General features: G+C 71.8%; 11 protein-coding genes. 4 read left to right on the top strand and 7 right to left on the bottom strand.

What is annotated here, in order from left to right; all coding sequences use genetic code 11:
* Positions 1-24: 24 nt before the first annotated feature.
* Both AB0C73_RS03305 and AB0C73_RS03300 read right to left on the bottom strand, forming a co-directional pair.
* Positions 25-921, bottom strand: a complete 897-nt coding sequence (locus tag AB0C73_RS03305) for an aldo/keto reductase (protein ID WP_362523968.1) — start codon at positions 919-921, stop codon at positions 25-27.
* Positions 922-1,839, bottom strand: a complete 918-nt coding sequence (locus AB0C73_RS03300) for an NAD-dependent epimerase/dehydratase family protein (RefSeq protein ID WP_362523967.1) — start codon at positions 1,837-1,839, stop codon at positions 922-924. It abuts the gene before it with no gap.
* Positions 1,840-1,884: 45 nt separating this feature from the next.
* Between AB0C73_RS03300 and AB0C73_RS03295 the strand changes: the two genes are divergently transcribed.
* The 4 genes from AB0C73_RS03295 (at position 1,885) to AB0C73_RS03280 (ending at position 5,679) form a co-directional block, all read left to right on the top strand.
* Positions 1,885-2,403, top strand: coding sequence for an Lrp/AsnC family transcriptional regulator (locus tag AB0C73_RS03295; protein WP_362523965.1), 519 nt, complete (start codon positions 1,885-1,887; stop codon positions 2,401-2,403).
* 52 nt (positions 2,404-2,455) lie between these two features.
* Positions 2,456-2,905 (top strand): MerR family transcriptional regulator, encoded by a 450-nt coding sequence (locus tag AB0C73_RS03290; protein ID WP_362523963.1) that lies wholly within the window; start codon positions 2,456-2,458, stop codon positions 2,903-2,905.
* Positions 2,902-3,231 carry a thioredoxin gene (trxA, locus tag AB0C73_RS03285; protein WP_362523961.1) on the top strand — a complete coding sequence of 110 codons (330 nt, stop codon included), beginning with the start codon at positions 2,902-2,904 and terminating at the stop codon, positions 3,229-3,231. The genes AB0C73_RS03290 and trxA overlap by 4 nt, the downstream gene beginning before the upstream one ends.
* Positions 3,232-3,438: 207 nt before the next feature.
* The gene (locus AB0C73_RS03280) at positions 3,439-5,679 is read left to right on the top strand and encodes a UvrD-helicase domain-containing protein (RefSeq protein ID WP_362523959.1); all 2,241 of its coding nucleotides are present in this window, start codon (positions 3,439-3,441) and stop codon (positions 5,677-5,679) included.
* A 1-nt stretch (position 5,680) separates the two neighbouring features.
* Here the strand turns inward: AB0C73_RS03280 and glgB are convergent, their stop codons facing one another.
* The 5 genes from glgB to AB0C73_RS03255 all read right to left on the bottom strand — a co-directional run bounded on the left by glgB (position 5,681) and on the right by AB0C73_RS03255 (position 14,414).
* Entirely contained in the window at positions 5,681-7,981 is a 2,301-nt protein-coding gene (glgB, locus tag AB0C73_RS03275; RefSeq protein WP_362523957.1) for a 1,4-alpha-glucan branching enzyme, read from the bottom strand.
* A 220-nt stretch (positions 7,982-8,201) separates the two neighbouring features.
* Positions 8,202-9,554, bottom strand: coding sequence for a maltokinase (locus AB0C73_RS03270; RefSeq protein ID WP_362523955.1), 1,353 nt, complete (start codon positions 9,552-9,554; stop codon positions 8,202-8,204).
* Between the two features lie 211 nt (positions 9,555-9,765).
* Positions 9,766-11,460, bottom strand: coding sequence for a maltose alpha-D-glucosyltransferase (gene treS / locus AB0C73_RS03265; protein ID WP_362523953.1), 1,695 nt, complete (start codon positions 11,458-11,460; stop codon positions 9,766-9,768).
* Positions 11,457-13,451: an alpha-1,4-glucan--maltose-1-phosphate maltosyltransferase gene (locus tag AB0C73_RS03260; RefSeq protein WP_362523951.1), complete on the bottom strand. Its 1,995-nt coding sequence runs from the start codon at positions 13,449-13,451 to the stop codon at positions 11,457-11,459. Before AB0C73_RS03260 ends, treS begins: the two co-directional genes overlap by 4 nt.
* Positions 13,452-13,763: 312 nt before the next feature.
* On the bottom strand, positions 13,764-14,414 hold the full coding sequence (locus AB0C73_RS03255) for a dihydrofolate reductase family protein (protein WP_362523949.1): 651 nt from the start codon (positions 14,412-14,414) through the stop codon (positions 13,764-13,766).
* Positions 14,415-14,577 lie beyond the last annotated feature (163 nt).

Below are 14,577 nucleotides of genomic sequence, written 5' to 3'. Positions count from 1 at the left end.
TACGAGCAGGGGGCGTTCTACGGGTCACGCCTCCGGTACGCCGTCGAGCTCGGCCGACTCCGAAGCGCTGAGCACCAGTTCCGCGGCCAGGGCCGAGTCCCGCGCGGTCTCCGGACGGCTCGCGCCCGGGATCGGCAGCACATGACCCCCGGGCCGGGCGAGCAGCCAGGCGAGCGCGACGCGCTGCGGCGACACGCCACGGTCCCGGGCCACCTGGTGGAAGGAACGGAAGCGGGGGTCCGGTGCCTGGGCCGAGGCGCCGTCGAGCGAGCTGCGCGAGATGCCGCCCAGCGGACTCCACGGCAGGAAGGCCAGGCCGAGCTCGGCGCAGAGGCGCAGCTCGGGCTCACTGTCGCGGACGGCGGGGGAGTAGCGGTTCTGCACCGACACGAGCCGCTCGCCCAGGATCTCCCGGGCCAGCAGGATCTGCGCCCGGTCCACGTTCGAGACCCCGGCGAGCCTGACCGTGCCCGCGTCGAGCAACTCCCGTACCGCGCCCAGGGATTCGGCGTACGGCACCGCCGGGTCGGGCTTGTGGAGCTGGTAGAGGCCGATCGCCTCGACGCCCAGGCGCCGGGCCGAGCCCTCGGCCGCGCGCCGCAGGTGCTCCGGCCGCCCGTCGACCGTCCAGCCGCCGTCGGCGCTCCGGCCCCGCCCGCCCTTCGTCGCGACGAGCACCGCGTCGCGGTCCCCGCCGTACGCCGCGAGCGCGCGGGCCACGAGCCGTTCGTTGGCGCCGGTCTCGCCGCCCGGCGGGTGGTAGGAGTCGGCCGTGTCGAGCAGGGTCACCCCCGCGTCCAGGGCGGCGTGCACGGTGGCGAGCGCCCGGGCCTCGTCCGGGTGCCCCTCGATCGACAGCGGCATCGCGCCGAGTCCGACGGCGCCGACGGTGACGCCGCCGAGCGTGCGGTGGGCCGGCATTCAGGCCTCCTGAGCGGTGGTCGCGGAAACCGTCTCGGAAAGGGCCTTCCGGAGCCATTCCGAGGAATGCGAGAAGCGGAAACCGAGAGCTTCCGCCCGTGCGTTGTCCATGCCGTACGAGCGGGCGAAGGAGAACGGCGACACCTCCCCGACCTCCGCCTCCTGGAACACGGTCCGGCCGCCCGTGAGCTGTTCGATCTCCGCGCAGATCTCGGCCGTCGTCAGCGGCCCGTGGGAATGCGCGTTCACCGGCCCGGTGAATTCCGTCCCCGTCGCCGCCCACGCCAGGAACTCCGCGATCTCCTCCACGTACACATAGGTCGCGGGACGGTTCACCGGCGGTACGGCGATGGGCTCACCCGCCCGGATGCGCTCCGCGTAGTGGGTGACCCGCCCGGTGAAGTCGTCCGCGCCGCCGAGCACATGCGCGACCCGCACCGACGCCCACGCGAACGCGGCCCCCTGATCGGCGGTGAACACCGCCTCGGCCTGCCGCTTCCCCTCCCCGTAGTGCGCGTCCAGGAACTCCGGGTTCTCCCACGGCAGACCGAGGTCGACCGCGACGGACGCCGGGTCGACGGCGCCCTCGGCGACCGGGACCGCCGAGTCCTCGTACTCGTACACCTCGACCGTCGACGTCATCACATAGCGCCGGGTGCGCCCCGCGAACACGCGGAGGGCGATCTCCGCCTGGCGCGGGGTGTAGAGGAACTGGTCGATCACGACATCGAACGTCCGCCCCGCGAGGACGCTTTCCAGCGCCTTCTCGTCGTTGCGGTCGGCGCGCAGGGCCGTCACCCCCTCCGGCGCCGGGGAGGAACCACGATTGAGGACCGATACGCGGTGTCCGGCGCCGAGCAGGCGCCTGATCAGGCGCTTTCCGAAATAGCGGCTGCCGCCGATGACCAAGATCTCCATACCCACCAGTGTTACGTTGTGGCCTCGCCGACTGAAGGGGGAAACATGGGAGTCCGGGCCGTCCCGCCGAAGGAACCACGGCCGCAGCGGCTCGCCGCCGTCGAAACGACGGTCGCCGCTTTCGACCCCGTCGACCGGCAGATTCTGGACCTGCTGCAGAGCGACGGGCGCATCAAGCTGAGCGAGCTGGGCCGCCGGGTCCGGCTCAGCCCCGCCGCCGTCACCGAACGCGTCCGCCGCCTGGAGGCCTGCGGCGCGATCACCGGGTACGGCGCGCAGGTCGCCCCCGCCCGCCTCGGCTACGGCATCCAGGCCTTCATCAGGGTCAACCCGCACGGCGGCTACACCCTCAAGCACCCGCGCACCCTCGAACTCCTCGGCCGGCCCGAGATCCGCGAGGTGCACCATGTGGTCGGCGAGGACTGCTGGATCCTCAAGGTCGCCGTCACCGACACCGTGCACCTGGAGGAGATCCTGGAGCAGACCTCCGCCCTCGGCCGTACGACCACCTCGATCGTGCTGTCCTCGCCGGTGGAGCGGAAGCCGCTGCTTCCGCCGGCCTGAGCGCCTGGCCGGGTTTGCCTTGACGTCGGCGTCAAGGCGTACGTTCGAGGACATGCGAATCGGCGAGCTGGCCGAGCGGGCGGGCACGACCACGCGGACTCTGCGCTACTACGAGTCCCGGGGCCTGCTCACCGCACGGCGCACGGAGAACGGCTACCGCACCTACGACGAGGACGACCTGCGGCTGCTCCAGCAGATCCGGACCCTCCAGGACTTCGGGTTCGAGCTTGAGGAGACCCGGCCGTTCGTGGAGTGCCTGCGGGCCGGGCACCCGGCGGGCGACGCGTGTCCGGCGTCCCTCGCCGTCTACCGGCGCAAGCTCGCCGAGCTCGACGGCCTGATCGACCAGCTCCAGGGCGTCCGCGCCCAGGTCGGGGCGCAGCTGCTGCGCGCCGAGGCGGAGCTGGCCGGCGGCCCCGAGCCGCGCTGCGAACTCGGACACGAGCTTGGACACGAACTCGCACACGACGAGCGGACCGACACAGGAGGGGAAGAAGGATGATCAAGGCGAAGGGTGTGGACGAGGTCACCGACGCCGACTTCGACGCGGAGGTCCTCGGCGCGGAACTCCCCGTCCTGGTGGAGTTCACGGCCGACTGGTGCGGCCCGTGCCGCCAGCTCGCGCCGGTGCTCAGCGCGGTGGCGGAGGAGGAGGCCGGCCGCCTCAAGGTGGTCCAGATCGACGCGGACACCAACCCGGCCACCGTGATCAAGTACGGCGTCCTGTCGATGCCGACGCTGATGGTGTTCCGCGCGGGCGAGCCCGTGAAGGCGATGGTGGGCGCCCGGCCGAAGCGGCGGCTCCTGGAGGAGCTCGCGGACGTCTGAGCGTACGCGCCACGGGACCCGGCCCGGTTCGCCCCCAGGAAATGGGGGCGAGCCGGGCCTTTCGCGTCTCCGCTCACGACACGAAAATACCCCCGACTAGAATTGACAGTCAGGGGTGCGTCTCACGTATATTCATGAATTCCGTGTCTGCGCAGAGCAAAAACACGGACGTTTCACTAAACGCACTGTATCGCGCCGGGAGTCGAATTGTCAACCGAAGAATTTCGGAACGAGCAGAAATTCATCACCGACCTCTACGCACGACTCGACGACCTCCGGGACCAGGCCGAGGTCGGTGTCGCCCGCGCCCTCGCCACCCCCGGTGAGGGCAGCGCGCAGGCGCGCCTGGAGCGGGACGTACTGGTGGCCGAGCGGTCCGGGCTGCTCACCGCGCTGAACGCGGGGGAGAGCGGGCTCTGCTTCGGGCGGCTCGTGTTCCGGGACGGGCGCGACCATCACATCGGGCGGATCGGGATCCGGCGGGACGACCCGGACCGCACCCCCCTCGTCGTCGACTGGCGCGCCGACGTCGCCCGCCCCTTCTACCTCGCCACCGGCTACGAGCCCATGGGCCTGCGGCGCCGCCGTCACATCACCACCCACGGCCGCGAGGTGGTGTCGCTCCACGACGAGGTGCTCGACCTCCACGACGCCACCCGTTCCGGGTACGAGAGCCGCGACGCCGACGAGGTGCTGCTCGCCGCGCTCGACGCCGCCCGCACCGGCCGCATGCACGACATCGTGCAGACCATCCAGGCCGAGCAGGACGCCATCATCCGCTCCCCGCACCGCGGCGTCCTCGTCGTCGAGGGCGGTCCCGGCACCGGCAAGACCGCCGTGGCCCTGCACCGCGCCGCGTACCTCCTCTACGCCCACCGCGAGCAGCTCGCCAAGCGCGCGGTCCTCATCGTCGGTCCCAACCCCGCCTTCCTCGGCTACATCGGCAACGTCCTGCCCTCCCTCGGCGAGACCGGCGTCCTCCTCGCCACCCCCGGCGAGCTCTACCCCGGCGTCCACGCCACCGGTACGGACACCCCGCGCGCCGCCGCCGTCAAGGGCTCCGCCCGGATGGCCGAGGCCCTCGCGCAGGCCGTACGCGACCGGCAGCAGGTCCCCGAGCGCGGTACGCCGCTGATCGTCGCGCACGAGGACGGCGACCTGGTCATCGACTGGGACATGGCCCTGGAGGCCCGGCACAAGGCCCGCGAGACCCACCTCCCGCACAACCTGGCCCGCCCCTACTTCGTCTTCGCGATCCTCGACGCGCTGGCCGAACAGCTCGCCGACCGGATCGGCGCCGACCCCTACGGCGGCCCCAACTTCCTCGGCCCCGACGACCTCGCCCTGCTCGCCAAGGGCGTCGCCGCCAACCCCGAGGTGCACGCCGCCCTCGACACCCTGTGGCCGGCGCTCACCCCCGAGGAGTTCCTCGCCGACTACCTCGCCGAGCCCACCCACCTCGACGACGAGGCCGACCTCGACGCGATCCGCCGCGACGGCGGCCCGTGGACGCCCGGCGACGTGCCCCTCCTCGACGAGGCCGCCGAACTCCTCGGCGAGGACGACTCCGCCGCCCGCGCCGCCGAGGAGGCCGAACGGCAGAAGCAGATCCAGTACGCGCAGGGCGTCCTCGACGTCTCCTTCGCCTCCCGTACGTACGAGTTCGAGGACAAGACGGAGCTGGACGCGGACGCCTCCGAGGTGCTGTCCGCGCACGACATCATCGACGCCGAGCGGTTCGCCGAGCGCCACGAGGAGGCCGACCACCGCAGCGCCGCCGAGCGCGCCGCCGCCGACCGCACCTGGGCCTTCGGGCACATCATCGTCGACGAGGCGCAGGAGCTGTCCGCGATGCTGTGGCGGCTGCTCATGCGGCGCAGCCCGACCCGCTCCATGACCCTGGTCGGCGACCCGGCGCAGACCGGCGACCCGGCCGGCGTCGGCTCCTGGCGGGACATCCTCGCGCCGTACGTGGAGGACCGCTGGGAACTCGTCCGGCTCGGCGTCAACTACCGCACGCCGGCCGAGATCATGGCGGTCGCCGCCGAGGTGCGGCGCACCGCCGACCCGGGCTTCGAGCCGCCGCGCTCGGTGCGCTCCACGGGCGTCGAGCCCTGGGACCGTACGGTCGAGGACCCGGTGAAGGAGACCGCCGACGCGGTGGCCGCCGAGCTCCGGGCCGAGGGACGGATCGCGGTCATCGCCCCGGCCGGCCTCCACCCGGAGCTGATCGCCGCCCTCCCCGAGGCCTCGTACGGGCCGAAGCCCGACCTGACGCGCCCGGTCGTGCTGCTCGACCCGCGCCAGGCCAAGGGCCTCGAGTTCGACACCGTGCTCGTCGTCGACCCGGACGGCATCCGGGCCGGCGCCCCGCACGGCATCAACGACCTGTACGTGGCGCTGACCCGGGCCACCCAGCGGCTCGGCGTCATCCGGCGGGCGGCCTGAATCAGGCGGGCCTGAGCCAGACCGTCGCGAGCGGCGGCAGCGTCATCCGGACGCTCGCCGCCCGCCCGTGCCACGGCACCGACTCGGTCTTCACCGGGTCCGTGCCCACCACGTCACCGCCGCCGTACCGCGCCGCGTCCGTGTTCAGGACCTCCGTCCAGGCGGCGAAGGAGTCCGGCACCCCGAGGCGGTAGTCGTGCCGCACGACCGGGGAGAAGTTGGACACCGCGAGCAGCGGGGCGCCGATCGCGTCGAAGCGGAGGAAGGCGAAGACGTTGTCCTCCGCCGCGTCGCCGACGATCCACTGGAAGCCCTCCGGGGAGGTGTCCCGCTCCCACAGCGCCGGCGTCGCCGTGTACACCGTGTTCAGATCGCGCACCAGGTCCCGTACGCCCCGGTGGTCACCGGCCGAGTGGTACGTCTCGTCCATCAGCCACCACTCGGGCCCGTGGTCCGCCGACCACTCCGCTCCCTGGGCGAACTCCTGCCCCATGAAGAGGAGTTGCTTGCCCGGGTGGGCCCACATGAAGCCCAGATAGGCCCGGTGGTCGGCGCGTCGCTGCCACCAGTCGCCCGGCATCTTGGACACCAGCGCGCGCTTGCCGTGCACGACCTCGTCGTGGGAGATGGGCAGGATGTAGTTCTCGCTGTACGCGTACACCATCGAGAAGGTCATCTCGTGGTGGTGGTACTTGCGGTGCACCGGCTCCTTGGCGATGTAGCCGAGCGAGTCGTGCATCCAGCCCATGTTCCACTTCATGCCGAAGCCGAGCCCGCCGAAGCCGCCGGGCCCGACCTGGTCGGTCGGGCGGGTCACCCCGTCCCAGGCCGTCGACTCCTCGGCGAAGGTGATGATCCCCGGGCAGCGCTTGTAGACGGTGGCGTTCATCTCCTGGAGGAAGGCCACCGCGTCCAGGTTCTCCCGGCCACCGAACTCGTTCGGCAGCCACTCGCCGCCCTCGCGCGAGTAGTCGAGATAGAGCATCGAGGCGACCGCGTCCACGCGCAGACCGTCGAGGTGGAACTGCTCGCACCAGTAGACGGCGTTGGCGACCAGGAAGTTGCGCACCTCGGTGCGGCCGTAGTCGAACTCCAGGGTGCCCCAGTCCGGGTGCGCCGAGCGGCGCGGGTCCTCGTGCTCGTACAGCGGCCGCCCGTCGAACTCCGCGAGTGCCCAGTCGTCGCGCGGGAAGTGCGCCGGCACCCAGTCCATGAGGACGCCGATGCCGGCCTGGTGCAGTGCGTCGACGAGATGGCGGAAGTCGTCGGGGGTGCCCATGCGGGCGGTCGGCGCGTAGAAGCCGGTGACCTGGTAGCCCCACGAGCCGTGGAAGGGGTGCTCGGCGACCGCCATGAACTCCACGTGTGTGAAGCCGAGATCGCGGACGTAGGCGGGCAGCTGGTCCGCGAGCTGCCGGTACGTCAGACCCGGGCGCCAGGAGGGGAGGTGGACCTCGTAGACCGAGATCGGCGCCTCGTGGTGCGGGCGCGCCCCGCGCCGGGCCATCCAGTCGGCGTCCTGCCAGACGTGGTGGTCGGCGGTCACGACGGAGGCGGTGTTCGGCGGGCACTCGGTGCGGCGGGCCATCGGGTCGGCGCGCAGGGTGTGACTGCCGTCGGGGCGCGTGATGTCGAACTTGTAGACCGCGCCCTCGCCGACGCCCGGCACGAACAGCTCCCACACGCCGGTCGAACCGAGCGAGCGCATCGGCAGCGCGCTGCCGTCCCAGTACGTCCAGTCGCCGGTGACGCGGACGCCGCGGGCGTTGGGCGCCCACACGGTGAAGCGGGTGCCGGTGACGTTCTGGTGGGTCATGACGCGGGCGCCGAGCGCCGTCCACAGCTCCTCGTGGCGGCCCTCGCCGATGAGGTGCAGGTCGAGCTCGCCGAGGGCGGGGAGGAAGCGGTACGGGTCGTCGAGCGCGAGCTCGTCGGTGTCGTAGCGGACGCGGAGCCGGTACTCCGGGACCTTGCGGAGGCGGGGGACCAGGACCGAGAACAGTCCGTCGCCGTCCGGCTCGAGCTCGACGCGGCGCCCCTTCGGCAGGACCGCCGCCACCTCCTTCGCCCACGGCCGCAGCACCCGGATCACCACCCCGCCCTGCACGGGGTGCGCCCCGAGCAGACCGTGCGGGTCGTGGTGCTCCCCGGCGAGCAGCCGGGCCCGGTCACCGGGGTCGAGCGGTGGCGCCTGGCGTACGGCGCCGGCCGCGGCCGCCGCCGCCCGGTCCGGTGTGGCCTCCGCCCGGGGAGCGGGCGTCTTCGGCTTGCGGGCTGTCCTGCCTGCGGATCGGGCGGTCACGGGGAGGCCTCCTGAAGAGTGAGATGTGGCTGATATACGGGTCGGGCGCACCCGGCGGTTTCCACGCAAGCGCAACGCGGCGGGACGCGCAGCGGACACTCGGCCGAACGGGCGTCGCCCCGCGCGGGCCGCGTCCCACCCCCCGCCACTGCTCCGATCGGGCGCCGCCCCCTGCGGGCTGCGCCCGCGCGGGGAGGGCGTCGTTGCGACGCGTGCGGGGTCACGCTCCCCCCGCCAGGCGTTCCACCGCCGCCATCGGGACCGGCAGCCAGTCCGGGCGGTGGCGGGCCTCGTAGAGGACCTCGTAGACGGCCTTGTCGGTCTCGTAGGCGCGCAGGAGGGCGGGGTGGTCGCGGGGGTCCGACCCCGACGCCTCCGCGTAGCCGGTGCAGTAGGCGGCGCGGCAGCGGGCCGCCCAGTCGGCGTTCCAGGGGCGGTGGGTACGGGCCGCGTAGTCGAAGGAGCGGAGCATGCCCGCGATGTCGCGGACCGGGGGCTGCGCGCTGCGCCGCTCGGCCAGCGGCTTCGCGGGTTCGCCCTCGAAGTCGATGACCGCCCACGCGCCGTCCGAGCCGCGCAGCGTCTGGCCCAGGTGCAGGTCGCCGTGGATGCGCTGGAGCGGGGTCGCGCCGCCCGCGTCGCCGGCGGCGGCGAAGACGGCCCGCAGCCCCGGGACGTACGGCAGGAGCGCGGGCACCGCCTGCGCGGCGGCGTGCAGCCGGGCGTCCATCGCGGCGGCCAGGTGCGCGGCCCGGTCCCGCCGGAGATGCTCGGTGGGCAGGGCGGTGGCCAGGGCGAGGTGCACCTCGGCGGTGGCCCGGCCGAGGGCCCGCGCCTCCGTCGTGAACTCCCGCCCGTCGGCGAGCGCGTCCAGGGCGAGCCGCCACCCGTCCCGCGAGCCGCGCAGGAAGGGCTGCAGCACACCGAGGGTGGCCTGCTCGGTCTCGAACCAGGCGACCGGCGCCGGGACCCGCTCGCAGCCGGCCCGGGCGAGCGCGAGCGGCAGTTCCAGGTCCGGGTTGGCGCCCGGGCTGACCCGCCGGAAGATCTTGAGGATGTACGAATCGCCGTAGACGAGCGAGGAGTTGGACTGCTCGGCGTCGAGCATCCGCGGGGCGAGCGCGGGCGGCAGCGGGGTCGTGCCGTGGAAGCGCAGCGGGCCGATCCGGCCGGGCGAGCGCAGCCGTTCGTAGAGCAGTCCGGCGAGCCGCGGGTCGCGCAGCCCCTCGTAGACCGCCCGGCCCGCCAGTGGGCCCTGACGGATCCGCCCGATCATGGCGGGGGCGAGGCGCGGCGGCAGCTGGGGCCGCACCCCGAGGAGCAACTGGTAGCAGTCGGCGGGCGTTCCGGCCGGGCGGCCGGGCTGTTCGACCCGTACGAGCAGATGGAGGAGACCGGGCCCGGTGCCGTCCAGCGGAAGGAGCTCGGTGGCCGCGTCCAGGGTGAATCCGGTGACCCGGCGGCCCTTGCCGGCGAACCAGCGCTGCCGGGGCAGCCAGGCGTGCAGCAGGGGCGTGAGCGACGGAAGGAGGGCGTCGGGAGCCCGGGTAGTGGATGCGGCGGTCTCCGGCATGGCATCGCGTCCTTTCCCCGGGGTGCGCACGGTGGGTTCGTATGCGTTCAAATGCGCAGATTGTCCCGGATGGCGGCTTCGGCTGTCCGGCTGTGCGGGACGTGTCGGAGGGGAAGATCCGTACGGGCCCGGCAAGAAGGCCCGTACGTACCCACCCGGCATGAGGCGGTGGAAACCGCCTCACACGGGACAGAACTGAAATGACGGTACTTCAGGATCGCTTGAGGCGGAACCAGTAGAACCCGTGCCCGGCCAGGGTCAGCAGATACGGCCACTGGCCGATCGGCGGGAACTCCACCCCGCCGATCAGCTCGACCGGCTTCACCCCGTCGAAGCGGCGCAGATCGAGCTCCGTCGGCTGCGCGAACCGGGAGAAGTTGTTCACGCAGAGGACCAGATCGTCGCCATCCTCACGGAGGAACGCGAGCACCGCCGGGTTCGACGACGGCAGTTCGGCGTACGAGCCGAGCCCGAACGCGCGGTTCTGCTTACGGATCTCGATCATCCGCTTCGTCCAGTGCAGCAGCGAGGACGGCGAGGCCATCCCCGCCTCCACATTGGTCACCTGGAAGCCGTGCACCGGGTCCATGATGGCCGGCAGGAAGAGCCGGCCCGGATCGCAGGACGAGAAGCCCGCGTTGCGGTCCGGGGTCCACTGCATCGGGGTGCGCACCCCGTCCCGGTCGCCGAGCCAGATGTTGTCGCCCATGCCGATCTCGTCGCCGTAGTAGAGCACCGGCGAGCCCGGCAGCGAGAACAGCAGCGCGGTGAACAGCTCCATCTGCTTGCGGTCGTTGTCGAGGAGCGGGGCGAGCCGCCGCCGGATGCCGATGTTGGCCCGCATCCGCGGGTCCTTGGCGTACTCGGCGTACATGTAGTCGCGCTCTTCGTCCGTGACCATCTCGAGCGTCAGCTCGTCGTGGTTGCGCAGGAAGATGCCCCACTGGCAGCCGGACGGGATCTCCGGCGTCTTCGCCAGGATCTCGGAGACCGGGATGCGCGACTCACGCCGTACGGCCATGAAGATCCGCGGCATCACCGGGAAGTGGAAGGCCATGTGGCACTCGTCGCCGCCGGAGCGGAAGTCGCCGAAGTAGTCGACGACGTCCTCCGGCCACTGGTTGGCCTCGGCGAGCAGCACCGTGTCCGGGTAGTGCTCGTCGATCTCCTTGCGCACCCGCTTGAGGAAGGTGTGGGTCGCGGGCAGGTTCTCGCAGTTGGTGTCCTCCTCCTGGTACAGGTACGGCACCGCGTCGAGCCGGAAGCCGTCGATGCCCAGGTCCAGCCAGAAGCGCAGGGCCGAAAGGATCTCCTCCTGCACCCGCGGGTTCTCGTAGTTGAGGTCCGGCTGGTGGGAGAAGAAGCGGTGCCAGTAGTACTGCTTGCGCACCGGGTCGAAGGTCCAGTTGGACGTCTCGGTGTCGACGAAGATGATCCGCGCGTCCGGGTACTGCTTGTCGTCGTCGGCCCAGACGTAGTAGTCCCCGTAAGGGCCCTCGGGGTCGCTGCGCGACTCCTGGAACCACGGGTGCGCGTCGCTCGTGTGGTTCATGACGAAGTCGATGATCACGCGCATCCCGCGCGCGTGCGCCGCGTCCACGAACTCCACGAAGTCGGCGAGATCGCCGAACTCGGGCAGCACGGACGTGTAGTCGGCGACGTCGTAGCCGCCGTCCCGCAGCGGGGACTTGAAGAACGGGGGCAGCCAGAGGCAGTCCACGCCCAGCCACTGGAGATAGTCCAGACGGGACGTGATGCCCTTCAGGTCGCCGACACCGTCGCCGTTGCTGTCCTGGAAGGAGCGGACCAGGACCTCGTAGAAGACGGCCCGTTTGAACCAGTCGGGGTCGCGGTCCCGGGCGGGGGTGTCCTCGAAGGTGTCGGGGACGGGTTCGTTGACTGTCATGACGTGGGTGACCCTCCGGTCTGCGGGGACGGTCGCAGGACGAGTACGTGCGCGGGTGTGACACCCGGTTCCAGGCGTACGTAGTTGGCCCTGCCCCAGTGATAGGTCTCGCCGGTGAGCTCGTCGCGCACCGGCACGGTCTCGTGCCAGGCGAGGCCGAGTTCCGGCATGTTCAACGAGACCGTGGCCTCCTGGGTGTGGTGGGGGTCGAGGTTCGCCACCACCAGGACGGTGTTCGCGTCCGAGCGCTTGGCGTACGCGATGACGGCGTCGTTGTCGGTGGCGTGGAAGGTCAGGTTCCGCAGCCGGCGCAGCGCCGGGTTGCGGCGCCTGATCCGGTTCAGGTTCGTGATCAGCGGGGCGATCGAGGCGCCCGAGCGTTCCGCCGACTCCCAGTCCCTCGGCCGGAGTTGGTACTTCTCCGAGTCCAGGTACTCCTCGCTGCCGTCCCGCAGCGCGGTGCCCTCGCACAGCTCGTACCCCGCGTACATGCCCCAGGCGGGCGAGAGGGTCGCGGCGAGCACCGCCCGCACCTCGAAGGCCGGCCGGCCGCCGTGCTGGAGATAGGCGTGCAGGATGTCCGGGGTGTTCACGAAGAGGTTCGGGCGCATGTGCGCGGCCGCGTCCCCGGACAGCTCCGTCAGGTACTCGGTCAGCTCCGCCTTGGTGTTGCGCCAGGTGAAGTAGGTGTACGACTGCTGGAAGCCGACCGAGCCGAGGGCGTGCATCATCGCGGGGCGGGTGAACGCCTCCGCCAGGAAGATCACGTCCGGGTCCCGGCCGTTGATCTCGCCGATCACCCGCTCCCAGAACACCACCGGCTTGGTGTGCGGGTTGTCGACCCGGAAGATCCGCACCCCGTGGTCCATCCAGTGCCGGAGTACCCGCACCGTCTCCGCCACGATCCCGTCCATGCGGTCGCCGGCGCCGTCGAAGTCGATGGGATAGATGTCCTGGTACTTCTTCGGCGGGTTCTCGGCGTACGCGATCGAGCCGTCGGGCCGGCGCGTGAACCACTCCGGATGCTTCTCCACCCACGGGTGGTCCGGCGAGCACTGCAGCGCGAAGTCGAGCGCGATCTCAAGCCGCAGCTCGCGCGCCTTCGCCACGAACGCGTCGAAGTCCTCGATCGTGCCCAGGTCCGGGTGGACCGCGTCGTGCCCGCCCTCCGGCGAGCCGATCGCCCACGGCACGCCCACGTCCTCGGGGCTCGCCGACAGCGAGTTGTTCGGGCCCTTGCGGTGGGTCACGCCGATCGGGTGGATCGGCGGCAGGTACACCACGTCGAAGCCCATCGCCGCGATGGCCGGAAGTCGCTTCGCCGCCGTGCGGAACGTGCCCGGCTTCGTCCGGCCGCGGACCTTCCGTACGCCCTCGGAACGCGGGAAGAACTCGTACCAGGAGCCGAACAGGGCCCGCTCCCGCTCCACCCGCAGCGGCAACGCGGGGGACTGGCTGACCAGTTCACGCAGCGGATGCCGGTCCAGGGCCTCCACCACCCGCGGCGCCAGGGCCGCCGCCAGGCGCACCGCCGCCGGCCGGGACTCGTCGCGCAGCGTGTCCGCGACCGCGAGCACCGCCTCCCGGCCGCCGCCCTTCTTCGGCACGCCCTTCGCGGCCCGCTCGTGCAGCTCCGCGCCCTCGGCCAGGACCAGTTCGGAGTCGATCCCCGCCGGGATCTTGATCTTCGCGGTGTGCCGCCAGGTCGCGAGCGGATCGCTCCAGGCCTCGACGGTGTACGTCCACGGGCCCTCGGCATCCGGCGTGACCTCGGCGCCCCACCGGTCCGTGCCCGGCGCCAGCTCCCGCATCGGGATCCAGGGCCCGGGCCGCCCGGACGGCCCGCGCAGCACGACATTGGCGGCGACGGCGTCATGCCCCTCCCGGAAGACGGTGGCCGTGACCTCGAAGGTCTCGCCCACCACCGCCTTCGCGGGGCGGCGGCCACAGTCGACCGACGGGCGGACGTCCAGGACGGGAATACGTCCCATGAGCGGGTTCACGGCATCACCTGAGGTTCGCGAGGGTGCGGGTGGTGTGCGCTCTTTCTAGCTCCGTCGACGGCCGGGGAGTTGAGGGCATGGCCACTCCCGTGCGCGTTCACTCGGATGGCGGGTCTCGGAGGGGTGCAGCGGGGTACGAGAAGGAGCCTTCCCCCGGATATCGGGTGGGCAATCCGGAGCTTTGTTAACTACTCGGGCGTAGCGAATCGGGCAAGAACGACTCCCGGACAAGAAGACGACGGAAGACCGGCCCCGTCCGCAGGGGGACGGGGCCGGTCTCTTCCGGGACCTGTCTCCCGGTCACTTCCGCCAGAACAGGTGGTGGGTGACACCGCTGGGGCTCGGGACCACGTCCAGGTGGAAGCGGTCGAGGAGTTCCTCGGGGGACTCCCAGAGCTTCAGGCCGGTGCCGAGCTTCACCGGCGAGACCGCCACGTGCAGGGAGTCCACCAGGTCGGCGTCCAGGAACTCCCGGATCGTGGTGACCCCGCCGCCGAGGCGTACGTCCTTGCCGTCGGCCGCCTCGCGCGCCTGCCGGAGGACCGTGGCCGGGTCGGCGTCCACGAAGTGGAAGGTGGTGTCGGAGAGCGTGAACGAGGGGCGAAGGTGGTGGGTCAGCACGAACACCGGGGTGTGGAACGGCGGCTCGTCTCCCCACCAGCCCTGCCACTCCAGGTCCTGCCACGGGCCGCGCTGCGGCCCGAACTTGTTGCGGCCCATGATCTCGGCGCCGATGTTGTGCGAGAAGTCCCGGACCAGGTAGTCGTCCAGGCCCCGGCTGCCGCCCTCCTCGGTACGCGTCGGCCAGCTCGCCGTGGCCCCGCACCAGGCGAAGATCCGCGCCGGGTCGATGTGGCTGCCGAACGGGTGCTCCAGGGACTGGTCCTCGCCCGCCGCGATCCCGTCGCTGGAGACATTGAAGTTCTGGACCTTCAGCAGTTGCCGTGCCATGAGGTGGTGTTCCTTCCGGGCCGAGCGATGGGTGTGGTGTCGATGATGAGACTCCCCGGGACGGGAGAACTCATCGCCGCGCCGCCGTGCCTTCGGCTCGCGCCACCACGCGCCGTGGCGCGCCGCCCTGTACGTGCTCTAACGTCCGGTCACGGAACACGGC

This window comes from Streptomyces sp. NPDC048623, from assembly GCF_040650755.1.
Lineage (GTDB): Bacteria > Actinomycetota > Actinomycetes > Streptomycetales > Streptomycetaceae > Streptomyces.
This window is presented reverse-complemented; position numbering and strand designations above follow the sequence as displayed.

Bases quoted from the DNA above. Each gene is read 5' to 3' on its own strand.
- treS (WP_362523953.1), bottom strand. From the start codon at position 11,460: ATGACAGTCAACGAACCCGTCCCCGACACCTTCGAGGACACCCCCGCC.
- AB0C73_RS03260 (WP_362523951.1), bottom strand. From the start codon at position 13,451: ATGGGACGTATTCCCGTCCTGGACGTCCGCCCGTCGGTCGACTGTGGC.
- trxA (WP_362523961.1), top strand. From the start codon at position 2,902: ATGATCAAGGCGAAGGGTGTGGACGAGGTCACCGACGCCGACTTCGAC.
- AB0C73_RS03295 (WP_362523965.1), top strand. From the start codon at position 1,885: ATGGGAGTCCGGGCCGTCCCGCCGAAGGAACCACGGCCGCAGCGGCTC.
- AB0C73_RS03290 (WP_362523963.1), top strand. From the start codon at position 2,456: ATGCGAATCGGCGAGCTGGCCGAGCGGGCGGGCACGACCACGCGGACT.
- AB0C73_RS03255 (WP_362523949.1), bottom strand. From the start codon at position 14,414: ATGGCACGGCAACTGCTGAAGGTCCAGAACTTCAATGTCTCCAGCGAC.
- AB0C73_RS03270 (WP_362523955.1), bottom strand. From the start codon at position 9,554: ATGCCGGAGACCGCCGCATCCACTACCCGGGCTCCCGACGCCCTCCTT.
- AB0C73_RS03300 (WP_362523967.1), bottom strand. From the start codon at position 1,839: ATGGAGATCTTGGTCATCGGCGGCAGCCGCTATTTCGGAAAGCGCCTG.
- AB0C73_RS03305 (WP_362523968.1), bottom strand. From the start codon at position 921: ATGCCGGCCCACCGCACGCTCGGCGGCGTCACCGTCGGCGCCGTCGGA.